24 protein-coding genes are annotated in these 25,376 nt (G+C 64.2%); 9 read left to right on the top strand and 15 right to left on the bottom strand.

Annotation, left to right across the window (positions count from 1 at the left end):
* Positions 1-16: 16 nt before the first annotated feature.
* From ACJO2E_RS18145 to hpxZ, 6 genes are read left to right on the top strand one after another with little or no spacing between them, the layout of a single operon-like run.
* Positions 17-949 carry an ABC transporter permease gene (locus ACJO2E_RS18145; RefSeq protein ID WP_406965723.1) on the top strand — a complete coding sequence of 311 codons (933 nt, stop codon included), beginning with the start codon at positions 17-19 and terminating at the stop codon, positions 947-949.
* Positions 950-982: 33 nt separating this feature from the next.
* A complete protein-coding gene (locus ACJO2E_RS18140) occupies positions 983-2,044 on the top strand; it encodes a BMP family ABC transporter substrate-binding protein (RefSeq protein WP_406965722.1) in 1,062 nt (353 codons plus the stop codon).
* A gap of 17 nt (positions 2,045-2,061) precedes the next feature.
* Positions 2,062-2,760: a cysteine hydrolase family protein gene (locus ACJO2E_RS18135; RefSeq protein ID WP_406965775.1), complete on the top strand. Its 699-nt coding sequence runs from the start codon at positions 2,062-2,064 to the stop codon at positions 2,758-2,760.
* Positions 2,761-2,766: 6 nt separating this feature from the next.
* Entirely contained in the window at positions 2,767-3,453 is a 687-nt protein-coding gene (biuH, locus tag ACJO2E_RS18130) for a biuret amidohydrolase (RefSeq protein ID WP_406965721.1), read from the top strand.
* Positions 3,450-5,267, top strand: a complete 1,818-nt coding sequence (gene atzF / locus ACJO2E_RS18125; protein WP_406965720.1) for an allophanate hydrolase — start codon at positions 3,450-3,452, stop codon at positions 5,265-5,267. Before biuH ends, atzF begins: the two co-directional genes overlap by 4 nt.
* 5 nt (positions 5,268-5,272) lie before the next feature.
* Positions 5,273-5,662, top strand: coding sequence for an oxalurate catabolism protein HpxZ (gene hpxZ / locus ACJO2E_RS18120; RefSeq protein WP_406965774.1), 390 nt, complete (start codon positions 5,273-5,275; stop codon positions 5,660-5,662).
* On the opposite strand, the gene ACJO2E_RS18115 is transcribed toward hpxZ, so the two are convergent.
* Together ACJO2E_RS18115 and ACJO2E_RS18110 are read right to left on the bottom strand one after the other, a co-directional pair.
* Positions 5,657-6,604, bottom strand: a complete 948-nt coding sequence (locus ACJO2E_RS18115; RefSeq protein WP_406965718.1) for an isopenicillin N synthase family dioxygenase — start codon at positions 6,602-6,604, stop codon at positions 5,657-5,659. The two genes, hpxZ and ACJO2E_RS18115, sit on opposite strands and share 6 nt — an antisense overlap.
* A gap of 46 nt (positions 6,605-6,650) precedes the next feature.
* Positions 6,651-7,997 (bottom strand): amidohydrolase family protein, encoded by a 1,347-nt coding sequence (locus ACJO2E_RS18110; protein WP_406965716.1) that lies wholly within the window; start codon positions 7,995-7,997, stop codon positions 6,651-6,653.
* Between the two features lie 308 nt (positions 7,998-8,305).
* Here ACJO2E_RS18110 and ACJO2E_RS18105 point away from each other — a divergent pair, with 308 nt between their 5' ends.
* From ACJO2E_RS18105 to ACJO2E_RS18095, 3 genes are all read left to right on the top strand, one after another.
* The gene (locus ACJO2E_RS18105; protein WP_406965714.1) at positions 8,306-9,040 is read left to right on the top strand and encodes a hypothetical protein; all 735 of its coding nucleotides are present in this window, start codon (positions 8,306-8,308) and stop codon (positions 9,038-9,040) included.
* A 261-nt stretch (positions 9,041-9,301) separates the two neighbouring features.
* Entirely contained in the window at positions 9,302-10,507 is a 1,206-nt protein-coding gene (locus ACJO2E_RS18100; protein WP_406965713.1) for an amidohydrolase/deacetylase family metallohydrolase, read from the top strand.
* 746 nt (positions 10,508-11,253) lie between these two features.
* Complete coding sequence (locus ACJO2E_RS18095; protein ID WP_406965772.1) at positions 11,254-11,397, top strand: rubredoxin; 144 nt, start codon at positions 11,254-11,256, stop codon at positions 11,395-11,397.
* A gap of 74 nt (positions 11,398-11,471) precedes the next feature.
* On the opposite strand, the gene ACJO2E_RS18090 is transcribed toward ACJO2E_RS18095, so the two are convergent.
* From ACJO2E_RS18090 to ACJO2E_RS18030, 13 genes are all read right to left on the bottom strand, one after another.
* Positions 11,472-12,857 carry an amidohydrolase family protein gene (locus tag ACJO2E_RS18090; protein WP_406965712.1) on the bottom strand — a complete coding sequence of 462 codons (1,386 nt, stop codon included), beginning with the start codon at positions 12,855-12,857 and terminating at the stop codon, positions 11,472-11,474.
* On the bottom strand, positions 12,854-13,396 hold the full coding sequence (locus ACJO2E_RS18085; RefSeq protein ID WP_406965711.1) for a (2Fe-2S)-binding protein: 543 nt from the start codon (positions 13,394-13,396) through the stop codon (positions 12,854-12,856). Before ACJO2E_RS18085 ends, ACJO2E_RS18090 begins: the two co-directional genes overlap by 4 nt.
* Entirely contained in the window at positions 13,393-15,666 is a 2,274-nt protein-coding gene (locus tag ACJO2E_RS18080; RefSeq protein WP_406965710.1) for a xanthine dehydrogenase family protein molybdopterin-binding subunit, read from the bottom strand. Before ACJO2E_RS18080 ends, ACJO2E_RS18085 begins: the two co-directional genes overlap by 4 nt.
* Positions 15,656-16,471: an FAD binding domain-containing protein gene (locus ACJO2E_RS18075; RefSeq protein ID WP_406965709.1), complete on the bottom strand. Its 816-nt coding sequence runs from the start codon at positions 16,469-16,471 to the stop codon at positions 15,656-15,658. Before ACJO2E_RS18075 ends, ACJO2E_RS18080 begins: the two co-directional genes overlap by 11 nt.
* 8 nt (positions 16,472-16,479) lie before the next feature.
* Positions 16,480-17,550, bottom strand: a complete 1,071-nt coding sequence (locus ACJO2E_RS18070; RefSeq protein WP_406965708.1) for an ABC transporter substrate-binding protein — start codon at positions 17,548-17,550, stop codon at positions 16,480-16,482.
* Between the two features lie 113 nt (positions 17,551-17,663).
* Positions 17,664-18,167 (bottom strand): ureidoglycolate lyase, encoded by a 504-nt coding sequence (locus ACJO2E_RS18065; protein ID WP_406965707.1) that lies wholly within the window; start codon positions 18,165-18,167, stop codon positions 17,664-17,666.
* A complete protein-coding gene (gene alc / locus ACJO2E_RS18060; RefSeq protein ID WP_406965705.1) occupies positions 18,164-19,192 on the bottom strand; it encodes an allantoicase in 1,029 nt (342 codons plus the stop codon). Before alc ends, ACJO2E_RS18065 begins: the two co-directional genes overlap by 4 nt.
* Positions 19,189-20,130, bottom strand: a complete 942-nt coding sequence (gene puuE / locus ACJO2E_RS18055; protein WP_406965703.1) for an allantoinase PuuE — start codon at positions 20,128-20,130, stop codon at positions 19,189-19,191. The genes alc and puuE overlap by 4 nt, the downstream gene beginning before the upstream one ends.
* The gene (locus ACJO2E_RS18050) at positions 20,127-20,816 is read right to left on the bottom strand and encodes a TetR/AcrR family transcriptional regulator (protein WP_406965701.1); all 690 of its coding nucleotides are present in this window, start codon (positions 20,814-20,816) and stop codon (positions 20,127-20,129) included. The genes puuE and ACJO2E_RS18050 overlap by 4 nt, the downstream gene beginning before the upstream one ends.
* A gap of 69 nt (positions 20,817-20,885) precedes the next feature.
* Positions 20,886-21,662: an outer membrane protein OmpK gene (locus ACJO2E_RS18045; protein ID WP_406965700.1), complete on the bottom strand. Its 777-nt coding sequence runs from the start codon at positions 21,660-21,662 to the stop codon at positions 20,886-20,888.
* Positions 21,663-21,761: 99 nt separating this feature from the next.
* Positions 21,762-22,682 carry an ABC transporter permease gene (locus ACJO2E_RS18040; protein WP_406965699.1) on the bottom strand — a complete coding sequence of 307 codons (921 nt, stop codon included), beginning with the start codon at positions 22,680-22,682 and terminating at the stop codon, positions 21,762-21,764.
* A gap of 1 nt (position 22,683) precedes the next feature.
* Positions 22,684-23,790: an ABC transporter permease gene (locus ACJO2E_RS18035; protein ID WP_406965698.1), complete on the bottom strand. Its 1,107-nt coding sequence runs from the start codon at positions 23,788-23,790 to the stop codon at positions 22,684-22,686.
* Positions 23,777-25,312, bottom strand: a complete 1,536-nt coding sequence (locus tag ACJO2E_RS18030) for an ABC transporter ATP-binding protein (protein WP_406965697.1) — start codon at positions 25,310-25,312, stop codon at positions 23,777-23,779. The genes ACJO2E_RS18035 and ACJO2E_RS18030 overlap by 14 nt, the downstream gene beginning before the upstream one ends.
* Between the last annotated feature and the right edge of the window lie 64 nt (positions 25,313-25,376).

Raw genomic sequence — 25,376 nt, 5'->3', positions numbered from 1 at the left:
ATCCAGAGGAACCTGTATGGAATCGTTTATCACTGAACTCCTCACCCTGCTGTTTGCCGCCCTGCGCAGTGCCACGCCGGTACTGGCGGTGGTTCTGGGTGAGGCCATGACCCAGCGTAGCGGCGTCATTAACCTCGGGGTGGAAGGCCAGATGCTGCTGGGGGCGATGACCGGCTTTGCGGTAGCGTCCATCACCGGCGACCCCTGGCTCGGCGTGCTGGCCGCCTGTGGTGCCGGGATTGCCCTGTCGATGGTGCACGCCACCCTGGTGCTCGGCTGTGGCGCCAACCAGATCGCCAGCGGCGTGGCGGTGCTGATCCTCGGTGGAGGGCTCAGCGCTTACTACGGCATTCCCTTTGTGGGCGACAAGATCGACACCCTCGGCAACCTGAACCAGACCTTCGTCAGTGACATACCGGTGCTGGGCCAGTTCCTGGGCCCCATCACCCCCACCGTGCTGATCACCCTGCTGGCGATCCCGGCCATCTCCATTTTCCTGTTCCGCACCCGGCTGGGCCTGCGCTGGCGCTCAACCGGTGAATCCCAGGACATTACCCGCAACCTGGGCCATAACCCGGTGCCGTACCAGCTCGCCGCCATTGCCTTTGGTGGCCTGATGTCCGGTTTCGCCGGTGCCGCGCTGGCCGTGGACTACACCGCCAACTGGGTAGAGGGCATGACCGCCGGCCGCGGGCTGGTGGCCGTGGGGCTGGTGATCGTTGCCCGCTGGAACCCCTGGTACGCCCTGCCGGCCGCGTTGCTGTTCGGGGCATCCGAAGCCCTCAACCTGAAACTGCAGTCCTGGGGTGTCGATATCTCCCCCTACCTGCTGGCGACCCTTCCCTATCTGATTCCCCTGAGCGTGCTGATGCTCAGCTATCGCGGCCTGCGGGCCAGCGGTGGCGGCATGCCGGCCGGTCTCAGGGTGGTCTTCCAGAGTGCCCGATAACTGACTGAAACAACCATCAAACGGAGAATCACCATGAAAAAAGCCATCCGCACCCTGCTCGCCACATCCATCATCGCCGCAAGCCTCCCGGCTACCGCCGAGACCAAGGTGGGCTTCATCTACGTCGGTCCGAAAACCGATTACGGCTACAACTACGCCCAGGACCAGGGCCGGCTCTACCTGGAAGAACATCTGGACGACGTGGAAACCGTCTACTTCGAGAACATCCCGGAGAACGCCGATGTTCAGCGGGTCATGGAGCGCATGGTGCGCTCCGGTGTCGAGGTGGTCTTCCCCACCAGCTACGGCTACCTGGACCACGCCCTGAAAGTGGCGGAGAAGTATCCGGAGGTGCATTTCGCCCACTCCGGCGGCCTCAAGACCTCCGACAACCTGATGACCTACTTCGCCGAGATCGACCAGGCCATGTACCTGTCCGGTGTTGCCGCCGGCCTGACCACCGAGACCAATCAACTGGGCTTTATCGCCGCCCACCCGATCCCGCAAGTGCTGCGTAACATCAACGCCTTCACCCGGGGCGCCCAGAGTGTCAATCCGGACGTCACCACCTCGGTGATCTGGACCTCCAGCTGGTCCGACCCCACCAAGGAAGCGGAAGCGGCGGAAGCCCTGATCAGTGATGGTGCCGATGTGCTGACCGGTCACGTGGACTCCCCCATCAACTACGTGCAGGTGGCAGAGCGCCGGGGCGTCTACTCCGTGGGCTACCATGCCGATGCCAGCCAGTTCGCGCCGGAAGGCTGGCTGGTGGGTGCTGTCTGGAACTGGGGGCCGATGATGGTGGACATCGTCAACTCCGCCGGGGACGGCACCTGGAAGTCCGAGCACCTGCGTGGTGACCTGCTGACCGGCGCCGCCAAGCTCAGCGACTTCGGCAGCGCGGTGAGCGAGGAAGACCAGCAGACCGTGCTGGATCGCCAAAAGGCCATCATGGATGAAGAATTCCGCGTCTGGGCCGGCCCGGTTGTTGCCCAGGATGGCACCGTGCTGGTGGCCGAGGGCGAGGTGATGACCCTGGAGGAAACCGAGAAGATGGACTTCCTGGTGGAAGGCGTCAAAGGACGGCTGAAGTGAACACCCCGGATACCGTCATGGTCCCCGATGCACGGCCCTATGCCTGGCCCTGCATCGCGCCGGTGGAAGCCCGTAGGCTTGCGCTGGTGGTCATCGACATGCAGAAGGACTTCTGCGCGCCGGGGGGGTATATCGACTCCCAGGGCGTCGACCTGACCCCGGCCCGGGCGACGATCGAACCGATCCAGCGGGTACTGGCAGCGTTCCGTGCGCTGCCGGACTCGCTGGTGATCCACACCCGTGAGGGCCACCGGCCGGAGCTGGTGGACCTGCCCGCCAACAAGCAGTGGCGCAGCGAACAGGTCTGCCCCGGCATTGGCAACGAAGGCCCCCTGGGCAAAATCCTGGTTCGTGGTGAGCCTGGCTGGGAGATTATCCCGGAGCTGGCCCCCGCGCCCGGCGAAATCGTGATCGACAAACCCGGCAAGGGTGCCTTCTATGCCACCGACCTGGACCACATCCTGCGGCTGCGGGGCATCACTCACCTGATTGTCGCGGGCCTGACCACCGACGTGTGCGTGCATACCACCATCCGGGATGCCAATGACCGGGGGCTGGAAACGCTGATCCTGAGGGACTGCACCGCGGCTACCGAGACCCGGCACCGGGATGCGATCTTCACCATGACCGAGATGCAGGGCGGACTGTTCGGCGCCACGGCCACATCCGACCAGCTGCTGTCCGCCCTCGGCCCCCAACGACTGATCCAGGAGTAAATCACCATGACCTCCACCCTGAACTCACGCCCCTATGTCTGGCCCTGGGACAATAATCTGGACAAACTCAACACCGCCCTGGTGATCATCGATATGCAGACGGATTTCTGCGGCAAAGGCGGCTATGTCGACACCATGGGCTATGACCTGTCCCTGACCCGGGCGCCCATCGAACCGATTGGCCAACTGCTGGCACGCTTCCGGGCCCTGGGCATGCCGGTGATCCATACCCGCGAGGGCCACCGCCCGGACCTCAGCGACCTGCCCGCCAACAAACGCTGGCGCTCGCGGCAGATCGGCGCCGGCATCGGCGACCCCGGTCCCTGTGGCCGGATCCTGGTGCGTGGCGAGCCAGGCTGGGAAATCATTCCGGAACTGGCTCCCCGTGCCGGCGAACCGGTCATCGACAAGCCCGGCAAGGGCTCCTTCTACGCCACCGACCTGGAGCTGATCCTCAAGACCCGGGGCATACGGAACCTCGTGCTCACCGGCATCACCACCGATGTCTGCGTGCATACCACCATGCGGGATGCCAATGACCGGGGCTTCGAGTGCGTGCTGGTGGAAGACTGCTGCGGCGCCACCGACCAGGCCAACCATGACCACGCCATCAAGATGATCCAGATGCAGGGTGGCGTGTTTGGCGCGGTCACCGATTCCGGCAGCCTGCTGCAACGACTGGAGTCCCTATGAACAAGGATTTCACACCGCCGGTACGGCTCGATATCGACCATCTGCACTCCCTGTATCGGAGCGGCGAGTTGACACCCCGCCAGCTACTGGACCAGTTGGACGATTATCAGGCAGCGTTCACCGATCGCAACCTCTGGATCCACTACCTCACCCCCGATGAACGGGAACCCTTCCTGCGGGCCCTGGAGGGGGAATCGCCGGATTCCCTGCCCCTGTACGGCGTGCCCTTCGCCATCAAGGACAACATTCACCTGAAGGACATTCCGACCACCGTCGCCAACCGGCACGTGCGCATCGTACCGGACGCCAGCGCCTTCGTGGTGGAGCAGTTGCTGGCCGCCGGTGCCATCCCGGTGGGCAAGACCAACCTGGATCAGTTCGCCACCGGACTCAACGGCACCCGGTCTGATTTCGGCCCCTGTGGTAACGCCTTTGATCCGGACTGGATTTCCGGTGGTTCCTCCGCCGGTTCCGCCGTCGCCGTGGCCCTGGGGATGGCCAGTTTCGCCCTGGGTACGGATACCGCTGGCTCCGGCCGCGTACCCGCTGCCCTGAATCACATTGTCGGCCTCAAGCCCACCCTGGGCAGACTGAGCGTGGAAGGTGTGGTACCTGCCTGCCAGACTCTGGACTGTGTCTCAATCTTCGCCCGCACCGCCGCCCAGGCCGACCGAGTGCTGACCCTGGCTGACCGACACAACCCGGCCGATCCCTGGCAGGAGGATCAACAGCCACCCAAGCGCCTGATGGGTCAGACCTTCCGTTTTGGCGTTCCCGCCGCCGATCAGTTGGGACTGGTTGAATACCCGGAGGCACAGGCCCTGTTTGATGCGGCCGTCGCACACCTGGAAGCCCTTGGCGGGACTGCCGTGGACATCGACCTGACACCGTTCTCGGAGGCTGCGGCACTGCTCTACGACGGCCCCTGGGTCAGCGAACGGCAACTGGCCGTCAACGATCTGGTGAATACCCCGGACCAGGTCCACCCGGTGGTCCGCGACGTCCTCTCCGCAGGCGACCAGTTCACAGCCGGCGACACCTTCAGCGCCAGGTACCGGCTGGCAGCTCTGAAACGCCGGACCGATGCCGTACTGGCAACCCTGGATACCATCCTTGCCCCCACCTGCCCGGCGCCTTACACCATCGCCGACATGATGGCCGATCCGGTCGCCCTCAACGCCCGTCTGGGCGCTTTTACCAACTTCATGAACCTGCTGGACTACTCAGCGGTGTCAGTGCCGGCTGGCTTCCTCGACAATGGCATGCCCTGGGGCGTCACCCTGTTCGGGGCGGCCTGGAGCGATAGCACTCTCAATGGCCTGGCTGGCCGCCTGCACCGCCGGGTCACCGATACGGTGGGAGCCACCAGCGACCCGTTACCCGATGAGCAGCCACCGCAACCGCCGCGCACGCTGCAGGTTGCCGTCTGCGGCGCCCACCTCGCCGGTTACCCGCTCAATCACCAGTTGACCGATCGTGGCGCCGTGCTGGTGAAACGCACCCACACCGCCCCACGATACCGGTTTTATGCGTTAGCCGGAGGGCCTCCCTACCGGCCAGGGCTGATCCGCACCGAAGACCGTGGCGCCGCCATTGAGGTGGAAGTATGGCGCATGCCCGAGGACCGCTTTGGAACCTTTGTCGCCGGCATTCCCCACCCCCTGGGCATCGGTCAGCTCGAGCTGGAAGACGGCACCTGGTGCACCGGCTTTATCTGCGAACCCTGCGGCGTGGACGGTGCCACCGATATCAGCGACACCGGCGGCTGGCGCCGGTACATGGCCGGCATGGCAACGACGGAGACCCAACAATGACTGACCTGACCATCAATCGGCCGGATACTGTCGCCAGCGTCACCCACGCCTTTGAAACCTATGAAAAGGCCCTGATCGACAACGACCTGGCGGTACTGGATGGCTATTTCTGGAGTTCGGAATTCACCGTGCGCTTTGGCGTGGCGGAAAACCTTTATGGCGCGGAAGCCATCCAGGCCTATCGCCGGCAATGCCAGCCGATAGGCCCGGGGCGGATCCTCCATGGAACCGTGGTGACCACGTTCGGTGATTCATTCGCCACCGTCAGCACCCGGTTCCGGGATGGAGAGACCGACGACCAGGGTCGCCAGATGCAGACCTGGGTACGTTTCGCCGATGGCTGGAAAGTGGTGGCTGCCCACGTCAGCGTGATGAGGGCAACCGCCGGCTCATGATGGCTCGCGGTGATCGTAGGTGGCATTCAGCCGTGACGCCAGGTACTCGGCACAGGTAATAGGCTCATACTTGGGTGCCTGGTCCGGCATGATTTCCCTCGAGTCCACCACCGAGTCCGGGTTCACTTCCAGGAAAAAGGCGATGGAGTATCGCTCCTTCGCCGGCGGCCGCACCCGGTGGGGCGTGGACACATAGGTGTCGTTGCTCCAGCGCATCAGGCAGTCACCGATATTGCACACAAAGGCACCCGGCACATGGGGTGCCTGGATCCAGTCCCCCTGCCGGCTCAGCACCTCCAGCCCCGCCACCTCGTCCGTCGCCAGGATGGTGACATTGCCATAGTCGCTGTGGGTGCCGGCGCCACCGTCCTCGCGCTCGAGTTTGTCGGCACTGGGCGGATACCGCAGCATGCGCAGGGTGGCAATGGGCAGGGTCAGGTGACCCGCGAAGAAATCCTCCTCCAGCCCCAGGTCCAGGCTGAACCCCCGGTGGATGGTCCGTCCCAGCTCCAGGCAGTGATTGAAGTAGTCCAGGGCCTGCTGTCGCCAGCCGTTGATGGGCGGCCAGAAGTTCACGCCCCGGAAGGGCTTGCCCGCCAGCACGTCCGGGTGATCCGCCGGGAAATCGGTACCAATATTGAAGGCCTCCTTCATGTCGGCACCGGACTCCGGGTTCAGCTTCTCGTCCGCCATGGCCACGTAACCCCGGTTGTGGGGTGAACGCTTGATGGACAGGGGTTCCTTGTCCTCCGCCGGTAGCGCAAACAGCTGCTTTGCCAGGTCAAAGGCGCCCTGGCAGACCTCATCCGGAATGCCATGGTCGGTAACGTAGAAGAAGCCCACCTCACGGCAGGCCTGGCCCAGCTCGGCGGCGGTGGCCCGTCGTTCAGCCGGATCGTCGCTACGCAGACCGGTCAGGGAAATAATGGGAAGTGACAGCATAAATAGTCTCCAGGGGATTCCAGCGCCCCGGCCAGGGGCACCAATATCAAACCATTGATGTTCGTGTGTGGGAAAGCTGGCGGCAGGCCTCGTGCAGGGCCAGGCCCTGCTGCTGGGCGTCGGCGATAACCCTGCTGCCGTTCACCAGCGTGGCATTGCCGTTATCGATCAGTCGGCGGCCATCCACCCAGACCCCGGCCACGTTGGTGGAGCCAGCGGCAAACACCAGGTTCCACAGCAGGTTGCCGCCCTGCTCATTGATGTTCACCGGGGTCAGGTTGGCGTTCTCCAGATCCAGCAACAGCAGGTCGGCCTTCTTGCCCACCTCCAGCGAGCCGATCTCGTGGGCCAGCCCCAGGGCTCTGGCGCCATTGATGGTTGCCATGCGCAGGATCTGGTCGGCGGGCAGTGCGGTGGCATCCAGCCGGGTGGCCTTCTGGATCAGCGAGGCAAACTTCATCTCCTCGAACAGGCTCAGGCTGTTGTTGCACACCGGGCCGTCCGTACCCAGCCCCACTGTCACGCCGGCGGCCAGCATTTCCGGCACCGGAGCCACACCACTGGCCAGCTTGGCATTGCTGACCGGGCAGTGGGCAATGCTGGTGCCGGTGTCTGCCACCCGGGCAATTTCGTCGTCATTGAGCCAGACACAATGGGCCAGCAGGGTGCGCTCACCGAGGATGCCGTAATGATCCAGCATGGCCAGGGAGCGGCGGCCCAGTTCGGCGGTGACCGCCTGCTCCTCTTCCTTCTGCTCACTGCAATGGGTGTGGATGCCCACCCCGTGCTCTCGACTCAGTTGCGCCGCCTCCCGGTAGGCATCCTCCGTGCAGTAGAACAGGTGCTCCAGCCCCATCCAGACGCGGATGCGGCCGTTCTGGCTATCATGGTGGGAGTGGATCAGACGGCGGTTCTCCTCCCGGGTGGAGAAGAAATCCTTGCCGGGACGGTCCGCCACGTAGGGCGCCAGTTGCACCCGCAGGCCCAGCTCGGCGGCGGCATCCGCACACCGGTCCATGTAGCGGAACATGTCCATCACGCAGGTGGTGCCGGACTGCAGGGCCTCCAGGTAGCACAGACGGGCCGAATGATAGGCAAAGGTCTCGGTCATGGCCTGGTGTTCCAACTGGTACCAGGGCAGCCACTCCATCAGCGGCATGTTCTCGGTCACGCCCCGCATCAGGCTGGAATGGGAGTGGCAGTCGATCAGCCCGGGCAGTAGCGCGTGCCCCCGCCCGTCGAGAACCTCACAGCCTTCGGGCACCGTGACCTCCCGATCATCCCCCACCTGGGTAATCACACCATCCTGCACCACCAGGGTGCCGTCCGGAATGACCCGGTCATGGGGATCGACCGTGAAAATCGCGGCATGACGGATCGCAAAACCGGGCATGGATACTCCTTCAACTTCCTGACCATATGATCAGTTTTTTTAAGCAATCGCTATGCCACGGCTATCCACCGGCCAGGCCCCTGATTCCGACGCCCGTCAATGATGCCGCCGCCAGGCGATGGTGCACCGTTAACGATCACCGCCCCCCTCCGCGCACCATAACCATCCAGCTTACCTGACCGTATGCTCATCATTTTAAGGCGGATAACAAAACGCCAACAATTCGTGGCATGCATCGTGCAAAACCGCTGTAAACACCCATTTACCCCCCAAAGCCCCGCCAGCCAGGGGTTATCAAAGGAGGCTGCATGTACACCGCGACACTCAGGCCAAGGCCGGCCAAGGACCCCACCGTTTTCTACGACGACCTGGCCATCACCCTGACCGCCCGCCGGGACGCCCTTATCGGGTCCTCCAATACCATCAACGGACGGCAACCGCTGGCCTGGGCGGAGTTGATCGAATGGCTCCGCTTCCAGTGCTGGTACCGGCGGGAGGAGGCGGACATCATCGATTCCTGGCTTGATCACGTGCCCAGACCCGACATCGTCACGGCCCTGCGCAGGCAGCTGGCCCAGGCGGGGCGTCACCACCGGCGGTTGCTGGCCCACCTGGACACCCTGGGCACCTCGATGGCGGACTGGTCGCCGGAACCGGAGTGGATGAACTGGGCCAGCGAATTCCACGCCAGTGGTTCAGATACCCCGGAACGGATCATCGCCCATAACCTGGCCGGTGCACCCGGTGCCATGGAGGTGCCGGGCGGGCTGATGCCACGACTGTCCGAAGATACCCACGCGGTGCTGGAGCAACTGCGCCCGGACAGCGGGTTGCACGCTACCCTGGGTCGCATGATGGTGAACCGGTACGCCACGACCCTGGAGACACAGGCCCGGACCCATGCCAGAGTCATGCGCGCCTTTGAACTGGAGCAGAAGGGCCGGCTGGCACTGGATCGTCGTATTCGCGCCATTGGTCAGCAGTCAGCCGCCAATGACGCTATCGATGACAGCCTGGTCGCCGGTGGTGGCGACGTCTCCTGATTCCTGGCGCCCTATCGATGCACCGATAGCCGTCATAACGTGGATTGCTGCACCTCAACGGGCCACACAGGTGGTCCGTTATCAGGCAATAAACAGTCACAACAGCGGTCTGGTGACCCCTGGCATGTATCCTGCAAAATTCCGTTCAGGGAATTTCCGGGCCGAGAGAACCTCCTGGATCAGACTCCTGAGTCAAGATGACATTCCTCTGTCATAACGCCGCGGTGGCGTACGGTTCTCGTGAAATACCGGAGGAATGCTATGCCTTCCGCTCAAGATGCCATTCTTGTACTTAAGGGTGGCCGGGTAATCGACCCGGCCAACGGAACCGACGACATCGCTGATGTGGTCACCCGGGGCGATACCATACTGGAGGTGGGACCGGATGCCGGCACCCGCTATCCCGATGCCCAGGTCAGGGACGTTACCGGCAAGCTGGTCACTCCCGGCCTGATCGATATCCACACCCACTGCTTTACCGGACTCGGAGATTTCTGCCTGCCCACGGACCTGATGGGGGTGGATTCCGGTGTCCCCATTATCGTGGACGCCGGCACCACCAGTACCACCATCTTCGGCCTGGCCCGCAAGGGGATCATCGATCACCCGGACACCAGGACCAAAATCTTCGCCCTGATGGACCCGTCCCAGATCTACCTGGCCAACAAGACCTTTATCTGCCACTACCTGCGCATCGCCGATGACGAACGCAACATCGATATCGACTCCGCAAAGGAAGTGGTCGACGCCAACCGTGACGTCATCGTGGGCTTCAAGGTACGGCCCACCATTACCGACAACCCGGACCGTTCGCCGTTCCTGGAGGCCGCCCACCAGATCGCCCCGGACCTGCCGATCATGATTCACCTGGGGTCCTTCCCCCACACACCGGTGCTGGAAACGGAAAAACTCCTCTATCAACTACGCAAGGGCGACATCATCACCCACGCCTGCCGTGGCGGTGGCGGGCAACTGGACGCCCGGGGCGAACCCACCCAGGCGTTCACCGATGCCTATAACCGCGGCGTCCTGATGGACATCGGCCATTCCGCCGGTGATTTCCACTTCCGCACGGCAAGACGCCTGATCGAACGGGGCTACATGCCCAACACCATTTCCACGGACCTCAACGTATTCAACGTCGATGGCCCAGTGCATTCCCTCTCCACCACCATGTCCAAGCTCTGGGCACTGGATGTGCCCCTGGAGCAGGTCATCGCCATGAACACCATCAATGCGGCAAAAGCCATCAACCGCGAAGACCAGTATGGAACCCTGACGGCCGGCCGGGCCGCCGAGGTCAGCGTGCTGGATATGGAGGAAGGTTCCTGCACCCTCTCCGATGGCCATGAGGAGATCACCGTCGACCGCCGCTTGCGGGCCGTAGGCTGCCTGCGCAACGGCCAGTGGCACGATGCCGTCCATGACCAGAAGGCCCTTCAGGCAGAGATGAAGGAGGCGGTATGAGTACGGCAGCAGCGGAAACACAGTCCGCAGAAGACCCGAAGGCCTTCTACCAGAACCTGGTGAGCACGCTGGAAAGCCGCCGGGATGCCCTCTCCGAGGCGGAAAAGAGCTTTGGTGGCTACCAGCCCCTGGAGCGGGCCGAGCTGATCGAATGGCTGAAGTTCCAGTGCTGGTACGAGCAGGAAGCCGCCGGTTTCATCGGCTCATGGCTCCGGGACACGCCGGAGCCGGAAGTATTCGTCGGGCTCTGTCGGCAGGTGGCCGATGAGGGCAGGCATTATCAATTGATCCTGTCCCACCTGGAGTCCCTCGGCACCAGCATGGAGGGCTGGACACCGGAACCGGAATGGGTGGCATGGGTGAGCGAGTTCTATGCCGCCGGCGACGACACCCTGGAACGGGTGGCCGCCCATAACATCACCGGGGAACTGGGCGCCATGGATGCCTTCGACGGCCTGCTCCCCCGGGTGCCCGACAGTACCCGGGCGGTGTTGGAAAAGATCATCCCGGACGAGAAGTTCCACGTGTCCCTGGGGCGGATGGCGGTTCACCGTTACGCCACCACCACTGACCGGCAGGCCCGGGTGCGTGACCGGGTGATGACGGCCTTCGAACTGGAACAGAAGGGCCGGCTGGCCTTCGAGCGCCGGCTTCAGCAGGTGCGGGAAGAATCAACCGCCAACGACACCAGCCCTGCGCCGGAGAAAGCGGCAGACACCGGCCAATCCCTCCAGTGGGTCTGCCAGGTGTGCGGGTGGATCTACGACGAGGCCGTGGGTGACCCGGACTCCGGCATTCCACCGGGCACCGCCTTCGAGGACATCCCGGAGGACTGGATGTGCCCGGAGTGTCTGGTGACCAAGGAGGATTTCGTCCTGCTGTCCGTCTGATTCAGCCAACCGCGGAGGGCCCCGGCGCCCTCCGCATCATCGTTTCCCTCCACCGACCGTTCCCCCACCGGCCTTCAAGCCAGAGAGGCATCCTCTTTCTGACTGGCCAGCCAGTCATCCCGACGCGTCAGCAATCGCACGGCCGCAGCGTTCGCTTCATCAATATAGGCCGACAGGTCACCGCTCAGCAGCACCTGATCCTCGGCCACAATCCGCCCCGCCACCATGGTCATCCTGACGTCCCCACCCAGGGTGGAATGCACCAGATTGTAGTGCAGGTTCTGCAGTGGCCCGGAGGGAATAAAAGGCGTCATCCTCGGTGTATCCGCCTTCACGGCAATGATATCCGCCTGCTTGCCCGGCTCCAGGGAACCGATCTGATGCTCCATGCCCAGGGCCCGGGCACCTTCAATGGTCGCCGCCCGGAGCACATCCCACGAGCGCCAGGCCGAGGCATCCATATTGCGCAGCTTGGCCAGCAGGGAGGCGAACTTCATTTCCTCGAACATGTCGAGGTTGTTGTTCTCCTTCTCGCCGTCGGTGCCGATACCCACCGCAATGCCGGCCTCGATCATGGCTTCCACCGGCGCCGAGCCACTGGCCAGCTTCATGTTGCTGCAGGGGTTATGGGCCACGCCCACGTTGTAATCCGCCAGCGCCCGGATTTCGTCGTCATCCAGCCACACGCAGTGGGCCAGCAGCACCCGCTCCGGTGACAGCAGGCCCAGTTTTTCCAGGTCGCGGATCGGGCTGAGACCATGGAGCCGTTGGGATTCCGCCCGCTCAATCTCGGCCTCGTTGGAATGGGTGTGCAGCCCGGTCTGGAAGTGATTGCTGAGCTCCACCGCCCGGCGACAGGCCGCCGGCGTGGCATAGGACTGGTGTTCCAGCCCGACCCAGACCTGGACCCGGCCACCGGCACCGCCATGCCACTGCTCCAGCAGCCGTTCGTTGTCGTCCAGGGTATCGAAGTAGTCGTGGCCTTCGGCCTCGCCCACATAGGGCACCATCACCACCCGGTTGCCCAGGTGTTCGGCAGCCCGGGCGGAGCCGGCCATGTAGCGCCACATATCCACTGACGTAGTGGTACCGGCCAGCAGGCTCTCGGCGTAGCACAGCCAGGACGCGGTCTCCGCCTCGTCGGGCCTGAGCACCCGGTGCATGGGGTCAATGTATTTCTGCAGCCACTCCCACACCGGCAATTCCTCCGCGGTACCCCGCAACAGGCCGGAATGGCTGTGGGTATTGATCAGGCCCGGCATCAGCACGGCGCGCCCGTATTCCCGACACTCCGCATCCGGGGCCTGCTGTTCCAGCTGCGACCGGGGCCCCACGGCCTTGATGATGTCACCGCTGACCAGAACGGCGCCGTCGGTGATCACCGGATCGCCCGCGGTCATTGGCAGCACGGCATCGGCGCACAATAGGGTCCGGCGATTGCCGGCAGGTGTTGCGGTCATTCTGGTTCTCCTGGAATCTGGTTCCTGTTGCCGGCCCCGCCATCGGTACTCGTCGATGGGCAGGGGCTCAGATGCTTTTCCACGGCCCGCTTCAGGCCGCCGTAACCGGTGCAGCGACAGAGGTTGCCGGCGATTGCCTCGCCCAGATCCACCGGATTGCCCTGGCGCCGCTCCCGCAGCCCCGATACCAGGGACAAGGCGAAGCCGGGGGTGCAATAGCCACACTGCAGTGCGCTCTCTTCCGCCAGAGCCTGGCGCACCTTCAGGAAGTCGGGGTCACCGCCCAGTCCTTCCACGGTTTCAACCCGACGGCCCGGCAGTTGCCAGGCCATGATCAGACAGGCCGGCATTGCCTGCCCGTCCATCAGCACGTTGCAGGCACCGCAACGACCGATACGGCAGCCGGGGCGCACGGAGGTGCACTGGCCAACCTCCCTGAGCAGGTCCAGCAGCGGCGTGGCGGCGGGTACCGAGCGGGTTACGGTTTCCCCGTTCAGTTCAAAGGTGACGGGCTCCGAGGCCCTGTACAGATCATTCATGACACGGCCTCTCGGGTATGGATGGCAGTCAGCAGAACGCCCGGGTCAACCGGCAACGTTCGGATGCGGACGCCCGTCGCGGCTTCGATGGCCGAGGTGATGGCCGGCGCGACGGCTTCAATGCCCAGTTCGCCCACACCCCGCACCGGGAAGGAATCGTCTTCGGGGGTCTCATCCAGCACATCAACCCGTTGCGCCGGCGCGTCATGGAAGGTGGGAATCAGGTACTGGTCCAGGTTGTCCCGCCGCAGCCGGCCATCCTCCGCCGGCATGTCCTCGGTCAGTGTCATACCAAGGCCCATGACCGCGGCTCCCTCGATCTGTCCGAGATAACCGGGCGGATAGATCACCCGGCCAGCGGCGGTGATGTGGTGGAGATCGGTCACCCTGACACGGCCGGTCAGGCGGTCCACCCTCACCCTGGCCACGGTGGCAATCTGTAGCTGCAGGTATCGTCCCACCGGGTAGTCCTGTTCCGGCGCCACGGGAAAATCCTGGCGGGCATCGGCCACCATCGCTTCCGGTCGCCCGTTATCCGCCAGTTCCCGGTAGCTGAGCACCTGGCGGCCCTGGTGGAAGACACCACCGGGGCCGTGGGCCAGGTCATCCCCGGGATAACCAGTCAGTTCGGCGGCCTGGCACCTTACCGCATCCATCCACCGGGGCAGCATCCCGGCCAGTACACCGTGGACCAGCACCGAACTGCGTGAGGCGCTGGTGGGTCCGGAATCCGGCCCCCGGGAATTCCCCAGCATGACCTCCACGTCGCTCCCGTGGCAGCCCAATACCGCACACACTGAATGGGTGATGGCCTCGCCAATGTTCTGGCCGTAGTCGGAGAATCCGAACTCCACCCGGATACGGCCCTCACGGCTCAGGGAGATACGGCCACCACCGGCATCCGGCAGGCCGTCCCCGAGCCCGTTGCCCTGGGCACCCATGGCCATGCCGGTGCCCGCCAGCCAACGCCCCCGGGGGGCTGTCTCCGGTGACCACAAGGGCGATGCCTGCGCCTGCCGCAGCACCTCGACGGGTGGGGCCGTCCAGCGCACGGGCTGATGGCGGCTGCCGGGTTCATCCACCGACCGCAGGTTGATGCGCCGCAGTTCCCGGGGGCACAGCCCCAGTTCCCGGGCGAGGGCGTCCAGCTGGGATTCCACGGCGAAGGTGGCCTGGTTGCCGCCGAAGCCCCGGAAAGCGCCGCAGACGCCGTTGTTGGTGTAGACCAGTCGCCCGGACACCGCATAGGCACCGATCCGGTACAGCGGTGCGGTGGCGTGGTCGAGGAAGTTCTCCAGTACTGCCGGACCGAGGCTGGCGTAGGCGCCGGTGTCCAGCACCGCCTCCACCCGATGGGCCAGCAGTCGCCCGTCCGCGTCGCAACCAGTGGTCATCCTCACCGCCACGGGATGTCGCTTCATGCCCGCCCGGCAGGACTCGAAACGGTCCAGGTGGATCATCACCGCACGGCCGGTTTTCAGGGCCAGGATGCCCGCCGCCGGCTGCACCGTCAGTTCGTCCTTACCACCGAAGGCACCCCCGGTGGCCATGGCTTCCACGGTCACCTGCCCGGGCGTCAGTGCCAGGATGTCGGCCAGTTGTTCCGCATCCCGGTGGCCGGACTGGCAGCCCACCCGGAAGTGCACACCACCGGCATCATCGGGTATGGCGATGCCACCCTCGGTTTCCATAAAGGCATGCATCTGCCGGGGCGTCCGGTATTCGTGTTCCACCACCACCGCACAGGCGGCAAAGGCCTGCTCCGGATCACCCCGATGGAAGGTCTCCTGCGCCAGCAGGTTGCCGCCCTCATGGAGCGGCAGCTGTTGCTCCGCCGTCATTGGGTCGGTGACCAGTGACAGCGGTTCGTACTCCACCTCGATAGCCGCCAGCGCCGCCCGGGCCTGGGCCCGGGTGTCCGCCGCCACGGCGGCGATGGCGTCGCCCTCGTAGCGCACGCGATCCTCGCAGAACACGGGCTGGTCCCGCACCACGATGCCCAACCGGTTGAGGCCGGGCACATCGTCGGCGGTGACCACCGCGTGCACTCCCGGCATGGTTCTGGCCCGGGTGGTATCCACTCGCAGCAACCGGGCATGGGCGTATTCACTGCGCAGGATCGCACCCTGCAACAGTCCCGGGGTATCGGTAAGATCGGTGGGATAGGTCAGTCGCCCTTCTATGCGGCGATAAAGATCCGACGACGGACCTCCACCGTCAAGGGCATCGGCGCCAAGAGTGACAATCTTCCCAGGGGTATCAGACGCCATGGCCCACCTCCGTCAGCAGGTAATCCACCATCCGCTGGATAGCCAGACGCAGGGTCGGATCCTGCCAGCCACGGAATTCCAGCTCGGTGTCCAGGATCTGGATTCGATCCGCCCCGGACAGTGAGTGGCCATCGTTCAATGCCGCTTCACTGATGGACAGTCGGCCCGGCCCGCCTTCGCCACTCACCGCCAGCCGCAGCCGCTCTCCGTCATGGACACAGACCACCGTTGCCCGGGTGGGGCTGAAGCGCTCACGATGGCCCAGCTTGTCGACGGCAATACGCCATGGCCGGGCATCGGGCAAGGTGACCGACTGGATCAGATCGACACCGGAGTCCGCCGCGTCCCACACCACCAGGCTTTCGCCTTTCGGGTCATGGTGACCGACAAGGTGAAGCCGGGCGTCCAGGGCCAGGAGCAGGGCCGACAGGTCGCCACCGGCGCACAGGTTGCCCCCCACCGTTCCCAGTCGACGCACGCCCGGCCCCGCCACCTGGTCCAGCAAGGTCGCCAGGCCCGGCAGGTAGTCGTGGACCAGCGGGTGCCGGGCCAGTTCGTCCAGGGTGGTCAGCGCACCCATGGTGAGCCCGCACTCGCCCTGGTCAATGCCCCGGAAGCCCGGCCAGCCGGGATCCAGGGCCACCAGGCAGGAAGGCCAGCACTGATCCCGCTCCCAGACAGGCTGCAGCCAGCTGGCACCGGCGATGTAGGTGCCACCGAAACGCCGGGCCATGGTGACGGCTTCGCGGGGGGAATCCGGGCGCAGGACCCGGACCCTGCCCCGCTCTGTCACATCAGGTTGCATGGCGACACTCAGTCCGCTTCCACACCGGACACCTCCGGATACCGGGCCATGATGTCGTGGATTGCCCCGGTGCCCACGAACTCCGTGGTATAACTCTGCTTCGGATCGACGGCGTCATCAACCAGCCCCAGGCCCACCAGTTGCTCCTGGATCGCCTGCCACCGTTCATCGGTCATGATGCCAATGCCACCGGTGAAGGCATCGCCGGAAAGCACAATGCCCCGCTCATCCATTTCCCGCAGGGAGTGGGCCAGTTGGACCGGCCCCTGGTTCTCGTTGAGTTCGTTAATGTACTCGTTGGTGGCTGCCGGATCCTGCAGGTACTGGTACCAGCCCTCGATGGTTGCCTCCACGAACTTGCGGGCCACTTCCGGGCGTTGCTCCAGGGTCTCGCGGGTGGTCACGATCATGGTGGAGTAGGACCGCCAGCCATGGTCCGACAGCAGGAACACATTGGGATCAATGCCGGCTTCCTTCACCACGAAGGTTTCGGAGGTCACATACGCCTGCTGGATCACCTCGGGATCGGCGATGAACGGCCCCATCTGGAAGGTGTAGGGGCGCACCTGGTCGTCGGTGTAGCCGTACTTCTGCTTCAGCCAGGGCCAGAACGACTGGTGGGCGTCCTGGGACAGCAGGATGGGCTTGCCCCTGAGGTCCTCCAGGCTGTCGTTGCCAACGCCCGGGTGACTCATGATGATCTGCGGGTCCTTCTGGTAGAAAGCGGCCAGCGCCACCAGCGGCAGACCTTCCTCGAGGGCGGTGAGGATCTGGCCACTGGAATGGAGCATCACGAAATCGGCACGCCCGCCCAGCAGCAACTGGATGTTGTTCACCTGCGGACCGCCGGGCTCCATGTCCACATCCAGGCCGTAGTCCTCATAGGTCCCCTGGGAATCGGCGTGATACCAGCCACCATGTTCCGCCTGCGGAAACCAGTTGGTGCGGAATGTCACCTTCTCAAGCTCCGCCGACCAGGCCGCCGCCGATGACAGTGTCAGACCTGCCGCCAGGGCCAGCCCCGAAAGCCAGCCAGGACGACCCACCCGGGTCACGTCAGAAATTGTCTTGCTCGTCATACCACTCTCTCCTCGCACAAGGTCACCAGGGCACGGCCCGTTAAGCCCGTGCCCTGTTTTTGAGTTCCCTATTCTTTTTGTTGGAGGGAGGTTTTTTCTGGCATTGGCAGGGATCAGGACGTTGGCAGTACCGGTCGCACCGGCGTCGCCAACAGAGTTTCATCACAGTTATGACCAGGCCCCTGGCGGTCCACCACCAGGTAGTCGGCGTTCGCTTCCAGGGGTAGTAACGGCGCGTGCCAGGTGCCAGCCCGGTAGCTCAGGCCCTGGTTGCCCCGGGCCAGGAACACCCGGATGGCGGATTCGTCGAATTCCCCCGGCGGTGCCACCACCGCCAGGAAGGGCTGATTGTTGATGGGCACGAACGCCTGGCTGCCCAGGGGGTGGCGCTCCATCAGGGTGATGTCGAGGGGCTCCAGGGGCTGGCCCCGGAAAATGGACAGGATGGCCCAGGGATCATCGCCCAGCAGTTCCACACCGGCCAGGGCGTGGAATCGTTCGGTGCGGCCCTGGTTAATGGGGAAGGAGTCGACGCCATCGGTATCGATCACCTCACCAAAGCGGGCGAAAGCCTCCCGGGTCAGAGGCTCCGCGACGATCTCCCGGGGCATGGTCATGAAACCGGCTTCCCGAACAGGCGAACCCGGCTGACACCGCCATCCGGAATCATGTTGAAGCGGATATGGGTAATCGGCCCCAGGTCGTTCAGCTTGCTGAATTGGTGGATGCTGTCGGCGGTCAGCGGCTGCTCGTCCATCAGCGTGTGCCAGAACATACTCTGGGTGATCAGGGACTGGGGCGTCGCCGCACCCTCCTGCACACAGGCGGCCTGGATCGAGCAGCCAGCCGGGAAGTTGCCCTTGAAGTGGGCGGTGTCCACTTCCACATGCTCGGCAATGCCCTTGTGGCCCAGGGCCAGGATGCACCAGTCGTTACCCGGTTCGCGGCGACGACGGGTCTCCCAGCCATCGCCCATGTTGATGCCCCGGCCCGGACGCAGCAGCTTGCGGGGCTCGCCGTAGTGGGCGTCGCTCCAGGCCTGATCCACCTGATCGCCGCCATGTTCCAGGGCCAGCAGGTTGACGGATTCGCTGGCTGCCAGCGTGGACCAGTCACAGAACGGCTTGCCGTAGACCCGCAGCCGGGCCAGGCCGCCATCCGGATAGATCTGCACCCGCACATGGGTGAAGGGCTGGTCGGAGGCGATCCCGCAGAAGCGGTGGTCGTTGCCCCTGAGTTCCATCGCCGGCACCAGGGGCTGCCAGTCGCTGTTTTCGTCCGGCTCCCCCGCCGGGCTGAAGCAGGCCTCCAGGGACGCCGCCGGGGGAAAGTTGCCGGTGAAGAAGCTGGTATCGAAATCCACCCCCATCAGCACGCCGGGAATCGCCAGGCGCACGATGCACCAGTCATGGCCGGTGGTGCGTCGACGGCGGGTTTCCCAGCCGTCCATCCACTTGCCGTGGTCGTCGTAACGGTCCGGGTAGAACACCGGTTGCTCCGGGTTCAGCATCCGGTCCCGGGGGCCGAAGAACTCATCGGTCACCTGGGTCACTTCCGCCCCCAGGCTGCCATCCGCCAGGTTCAGGCCCTGGCGGGTAAAGTCGGGCCCTTCGACTACGGGGGCCACTACTGCATCAGTCATTCGTTGTCTCCGGGGTGATAGGGGTGCACCTGTTTCCAGTGGCGGGCGATATCGATTCGCCGGCACACCCACACCTGCTCATGCTGTTGAATATGGTCGAGAAAGCGCTGCAGTGCCCGGAAGCGTCCGGGACGGCCGATGACGCGGCAGTGAAGACCCACTGACATCATTTTCGGGGATTCCGCGCCTTCCTCGTAAAGCACATCAAAACTGTCCTTCAGGTACTGGAAGAACTGCTCGCCGGAGTTGAACCCCTGGGGAGAACAGAAACGCATGTCGTTGGCTTCCAGGGTATAGGGCACGACGAGATGCGGTTCCTCGGCGCCGTCGCGGGTGGTCACCGTGGTCCAGAACGGCAGGTCGTCGCCGTAGTAGTCACTGTCGTATTCGAAACCGCCCTGCTCCACCACCAGGCGGCGGGTGTTGGGGCTGTCGCGACCGGTGTACCAGCCCAGGGGCGGCGCGCCGGTGAGCTGGGTGTGCTGTTCGATGGCCAGTTCCATGTAGCGGCGCTCTTCCGACTCGCTCATGTCCTGGTAGTGGATCCAGCGCATGCCGTGGCAGGCAATCTCGTGACCATCGTCGATGAAGGCCTTCACCGCCTCCGGGTTGCGGGCCATGGCCATGGTGACGCCAAAGATGGTGAGCGGCAGTTTCCGCTTGCGGAATTCCTTCAGAATGCGCCAGACCCCGGCACGGGAGCCGTACTCGTACAGCGACTCCATACTCATGTGCCGGTCACGGTAGGCCTCGGCACCGATGATGTCGGAGAGAAAGGTCTCGGAGTACTCGTCACCATGCAGCACACAGTTCTCGCCGCCCTCCTCGTAGTTCAGCACAAACTGGACGGCGACACGGGCGTTACCGGGCCATCGGGCGTGGGGCGGGTGTTCACCGTAGCCCCGCATGTCCCGGGGGTAGGAATCGTGTTCGTTCATTTCGGCTTCTCGAGGCCGCACCCCCGCAGGATCACATCGGTGAGAAAGTCGGCGGCGTGGTCAAAGTCGCGCTGCTCGTACTCCGCCTTGTTCTCCACCATCAGGATCTGCACCTGGAAGTCGGCATAATGTTGTGTGGATGACCAGATCAGAAAGATCAGTTGCACCGGGTCCACCTCCGCCATGCGACCGTCGTCGATCCAGTGCTGGATGACCTCGGCCCGGCCCCGGACCCATTCCCGCATGTTGGTACGCAGGTGGTCCATCAGGAACGGCGCGCCCTGGATAATCTCCATGGCGAACAGCCGCGAGGCCAGCGGATAGCGGCGGGACATCTCCACCTTGGTGCGAATGAAACTGGACAGCGCCTCCGCCGGATCGTCCTCCGGCCTGATGTCCGAGAACACCTTGTTCCAGCGCCCGAGGATGTCATCGAACATGGCGCTGTACATGCGCGTCTTGTTGCTGAAGTAGTAAAGCACATTGGACTTCGGCAACCCCGCCCGCTCGGCGATGTTCTGGATGGTGGCGCCCTTGTAGCCATGCTGGGCGAACTCCTCCTCCGCCGCCTGCAGGATCTTTTCCCGGTTCCGTTCCCTAATGCGCCCTGGCCGGTACTTGCGGCCATTGCCGGCTTTCAGGTCCTTGCCGTTCACCGGCGCCTCTGCAACTGGGTTGTTGGTCATTCGCGTCTCACTTGTTGTCCATGTGTTCAGGAGTCCGACAGGGTTATTCTGCCGGACTCCCGTGACGGATCAAAAGTGGAATTTCACCAGGGCACTGACAGAGCTCTGGGTGTCGATCAGGGTGTCGTCCAGACCGAACTTGTTGTTCCAGTACTGGTATTCCACACCGGCATACAGAACGCCCGGCTCACCCCAGAAGTTGCTCACGTCCAGCTTGATCTGCGGGGTGAACTGGAACTCGGACTCGTGGTCGCTGGCCGAGGTGGACCAGTCGATGTAGCCATCCACCAGGAACAGGGCCGGGCCGACATTGAAAGGCACACCCCAGGTCACGGTTGTCTGCCAGTCATCGCTGATCTCGCTGTTGTTCACATAGTAGAACGCGGTATTGAAGTAGTTGAAGCCGGGCACGTCCCAGGCCAGCCCAAAACCGGTCATGTAGTTGTTGGCCTCAGTGCCACCACCGAATTCGTACTGACCCGCCAGCACAACGTCCTTGACCGGGCCAAAGGACAGGTCCTGTCCGGTCAGCCAGCTACCACTGAGGGTAGGTGCGAATTCACCATAGACTTCATCCGTGCCTTCCAGGTCGCCCTGGGGCTGGTCGCGATCAATAAAGAAGAAGGTGCCGCCCCAGTCATGGGCCGTCACATTCTCGAAGGTGAAATAAGTGGCTTCATACTCCATACCGCCATCACCGCCGGCGTCGAATTCGACACCCTGGTACTGATTGCTGTGGAGGATGGAGATGCTGGACCCGCCGAAGAACTTCTCGGCATGGGCTGCGGGTGCAAAGGAAGCGGCCGTCACACAGCCGGCGATCAGTGTCTTACGAAATGCATTCATGGTAATACCTCTGTGGTTACAGTCTCTCGGATTACTTTCTTTTTTGAGCATTGTTGGCGCACGGTGGATCGTTATTTTTGGAAGCTTCTTGCTCGGCTCCTAACGGCCAGGCCGATACGGCTGGCCAAGGGAAAGCGGTGTATTCAATCGGGTCCGGGCCGGGTTCCAGGACAGCAGGATCAGCATCAGGATGGTGACCACGTAGGGCAGCATCGCCAGCAGCTCGGTGGAGCTCTTCCAGCCCAGCCCCTGGAGCACCAGGTGCAGGATGCTGGCGGCGCCAAACAGGTAGGCACCCAGCAACACCCGCTCCGGGCGCCAGGTGGCGAACACCACCAGGGCCAGGGCAATCCAGCCACGACCAGCGGTCATGTTTTCGGTCCACAGCGGGGTATAGGCCAGGGACAGGTAGGCGCCCGCCAGCCCTGCCATGCCGCCGCCGAAGGCCACCGCCAGGTAGCGCACGGTCAGCACCCTCAGGCCATTGGCGTTGGCCGCATCCGGGTCCTCACCCACGGCCCGCAGCAGCAGGCCGCCGCGGGTGTGGCGCAGGAACAGCCACACGGCAGCGAAGGCAGCCAGCGACAGATAGACCAACGGATCCTGGTTGAACAGCACGCGCCCAATCACCGGAATGTCACTAAGCAGCGGGATCGCCACACGGCTGAAACCATCAATGGATTCGCCTACGAAACCGGCACCCACAAAGGCACTCAGCCCGGTACCGAAGATGGTCAGGGCCAGCCCGGCGGCATACTGGTTGGCGGCCAGGGTGACCGCCATGAAGGCGAACAGCAGCGACATGGCGATGCCGGCCAGGATCGCGGCAACCACACCCACAAACAGGCTGCCGCTGGTCAGGGTGGCCACAAAGCCGGCCACCGCGCCCATCAGCATCATGCCTTCCTGGCCCAGGTTGAGGACGCCGGAGCGCTCGCAGATCAGCTCGCCCAGGGCCACCAGCAGCAGCGGCGTGCCGGCCACCACGGTGGCGGCCAGTACATTGGTCAGCAGTTCCATGTCAGGCCTCCTGGGTGGCAGCGCTGGCTGCAACGGGGGTGGATTGGCGTACCGGCTGCTTCAGGCGGAGGCGGTAGTGGATAAAGGCATCGCAGGTCAGCAGGTAGAACAGCAGCAGCCCCTGGAACAGCCCGGTGGTGGCCTTGGGCATGTTCATGGCGATCTGCAGCATTTCGCCGCCGATAAAGGTCAGCGCCAGCAGGGCACTGGCGGCGATGATGCCCAGGGCGTGCATGCGCCCCAGGAACACCACGATGATGGCGGTATAGCCATAACCCGGGGACACCTGCGGGACCAGCTGGCCGATGGGGCCGGTCACTTCCGAGGCCCCGGCCAGGCCGGCGGTGGCGCCACCCACCAGGAAGGCGAACCAGGTCAGACGCCGGGCGCCGAAGCCGGCAAAGGCGGCAGCGCGCTGGTCCTGCCCCACCACATTGAGCTGGAAGCCGATAAAGCTGCGGGCGAACAGCACCCACACGGCCACGGCCGCAAGCAGTCCGAAGGCCAGCCCCAGGTGCAGGCGGGTGCCGGGAATCAGGTCCGGCAACAGGGCGGATTCCGCAAACATCACCGACTGGGGAAAGCCAAAGCCGTACGGGTCCTTCAGGGGACCATGAACCGTGAACAGCAGCAGGTTCAGGGCGATGTAGTTGAGCATGATGGTGGTGAGGATTTCATTGCAGTTCAGGTGGGTCTTCAGACCGGCGGCAATGGCCGCCCACAGCATGCCTGCGATGACACCCGCCACCAGCACCAGTGGCAGCACCCAGAAACCGGAGACATCCACCAGTTGCACGGCCACCACACTGGCGCCCAGGGCCCCCATCAGGAAGTGACCCTCAGCACCGATGTTCCATAACTTGGCCCGGTAACAGACCGTCAGGCCGGCGGCGCATAACAGCAGTGGCGCCATCTTCAGCCCCAGTTCCGCCAGGCCGATCAGGTCACTGACCGGAGTGATGAAGAAGAAGGTCAGGCCTTCCACCGGGTCCTTGCCCATGGCCAGGAACAGCACAAAGCCGGTGATCACGGTCAGCACCAGGGCCAGCACCGGTGAGGTCCAGCGCATCAGGGCCGAGTCTACGGGGCGGCGTTCAAGCAGCAGCATGGACCGCCTCCTCCTCGCCAAAGCCGCCGGCCATCCATTCGCCCAGTTGCTCGATGGTCAGGTCCGCCGTTGGTGCCAGGGGCGACAGGCGACCGTTGCAGATGGCCCCGATACGGCCACAGAGCTGGAACAGCTCGTCCAGATCCTCGGAGATGAGCAGGATCGAGGCGCCCTCATCGCGCAGGCGTACCAGCGCTTCGTGGATCGCCACCGCCGAGCCCACGTCCACGCCCCAGGTGGGGTGAGAGGCCACCAGCAGCTTCGGGTTCTGGAGGGCTTCACGGCCAATAATGTACTTCTGCAGGTTGCCACCGGAGAGACTGGCGGCGGTGCTGTCCTCACCAGTGCAACGCACGCCGAAGCGGCGGATCACCTCGCGGGAGAACTCGCGAACCTTGCCGAAGCGGATCATGCCCCGCTCCACCAGCCCCTGACTGGAGGCGGTCAGCAGGGCATTCTCCGCCAGGGTCATGCCCGGCACCGCCCCTCGTCCCAGGCGCTCCTCCGGCACGATGGCAACGCCAAGCCTGCGGCGTTGATCCGGGTTCAGGGCGCCAATGCCCACCCCGCCGAAGGACAGACTGTCCCGGGCCGAACGGATTTCTCCGGACAGCACCTTGAGCAGTTCGTCCTGGCCGTTGCCGGCCACACCGGCGATGCCGACAATCTCGCCCTGATGCAGGTCGAGGTTGATGTGTTTCAGACTGGTGCCGAACGGGTCGCCGCTTTGCCAGCTCAGGTCACGCACCTCAAGCAGCACGTCGCCGGCGTCCGCAGCCGCCACCCGGGTGGAAATCGGGGTATCGTCACCCACCATCAGGCGCGCAATCTCGGCGGCGGACACCTCCGCCGGTCGGCAATCACCACTGACCCGGCCCTGGCGCAGCACGGTCGCGTTATGGCAGAGCGCCCGCACCTCCTCCAGCTTGTGACTGATAAAGAGGATGCTGCAGCCTTCCTTCGCCAGTTGCCGGAGGGTCGTGAACAGGTCGGCCACCTCCTGCGGGGTCAGTACCGAGGTGGGTTCGTCCAGGATCAGCAGGGTGCTCTCCTGGATCAGGCAGCGCACAATTTCCACCCGCTGGCGCTCGCCCACGGACAGGGTGCTGACAAAGCGCCGGGGGTCCAGGGCCATGCCGTAGCGCTCGGACACCTCACGGATGCGGCGATCCAGTTCGCCACGGTTGCGGGCCTCTTCCGACGGCAGGCCCAGGGCAATGTTCTCGGCCACGGTGAGGGTCTCGAACAGGGAAAAGTGCTGGAACACCATGCCAATGCCCATCTCCCGGGCCTGGGCCGGGCTGGTGACCCGCACCGGGTGGCCATTCCAGGTCATGGTTCCCGCATCCGGTTGCACCACGCCGTAGATCACCTTCATCAGGGTGCTCTTACCAGCACCGTTCTCGCCCAGCAGCGCATGGATCTCCCCGGCTTCCACCGTGAGATCGATACCATCGTTGGCCCGGCAGCCCGGGTATTCCTTGACGATGTTTTCCAGTTTCAGGCGCAGCGCCGCACTCATACACAGCCTCTTCTTGTTCCACATTCCGGCCTGGCCAATTTCATAAACTGACCAACCAATCAAC

It is taken from the genome of Marinobacter shunpengi, from assembly GCF_045449695.1.
Lineage (GTDB): Bacteria > Pseudomonadota > Gammaproteobacteria > Pseudomonadales > Oleiphilaceae > Marinobacter.
This window is presented reverse-complemented; position numbering and strand designations above follow the sequence as displayed.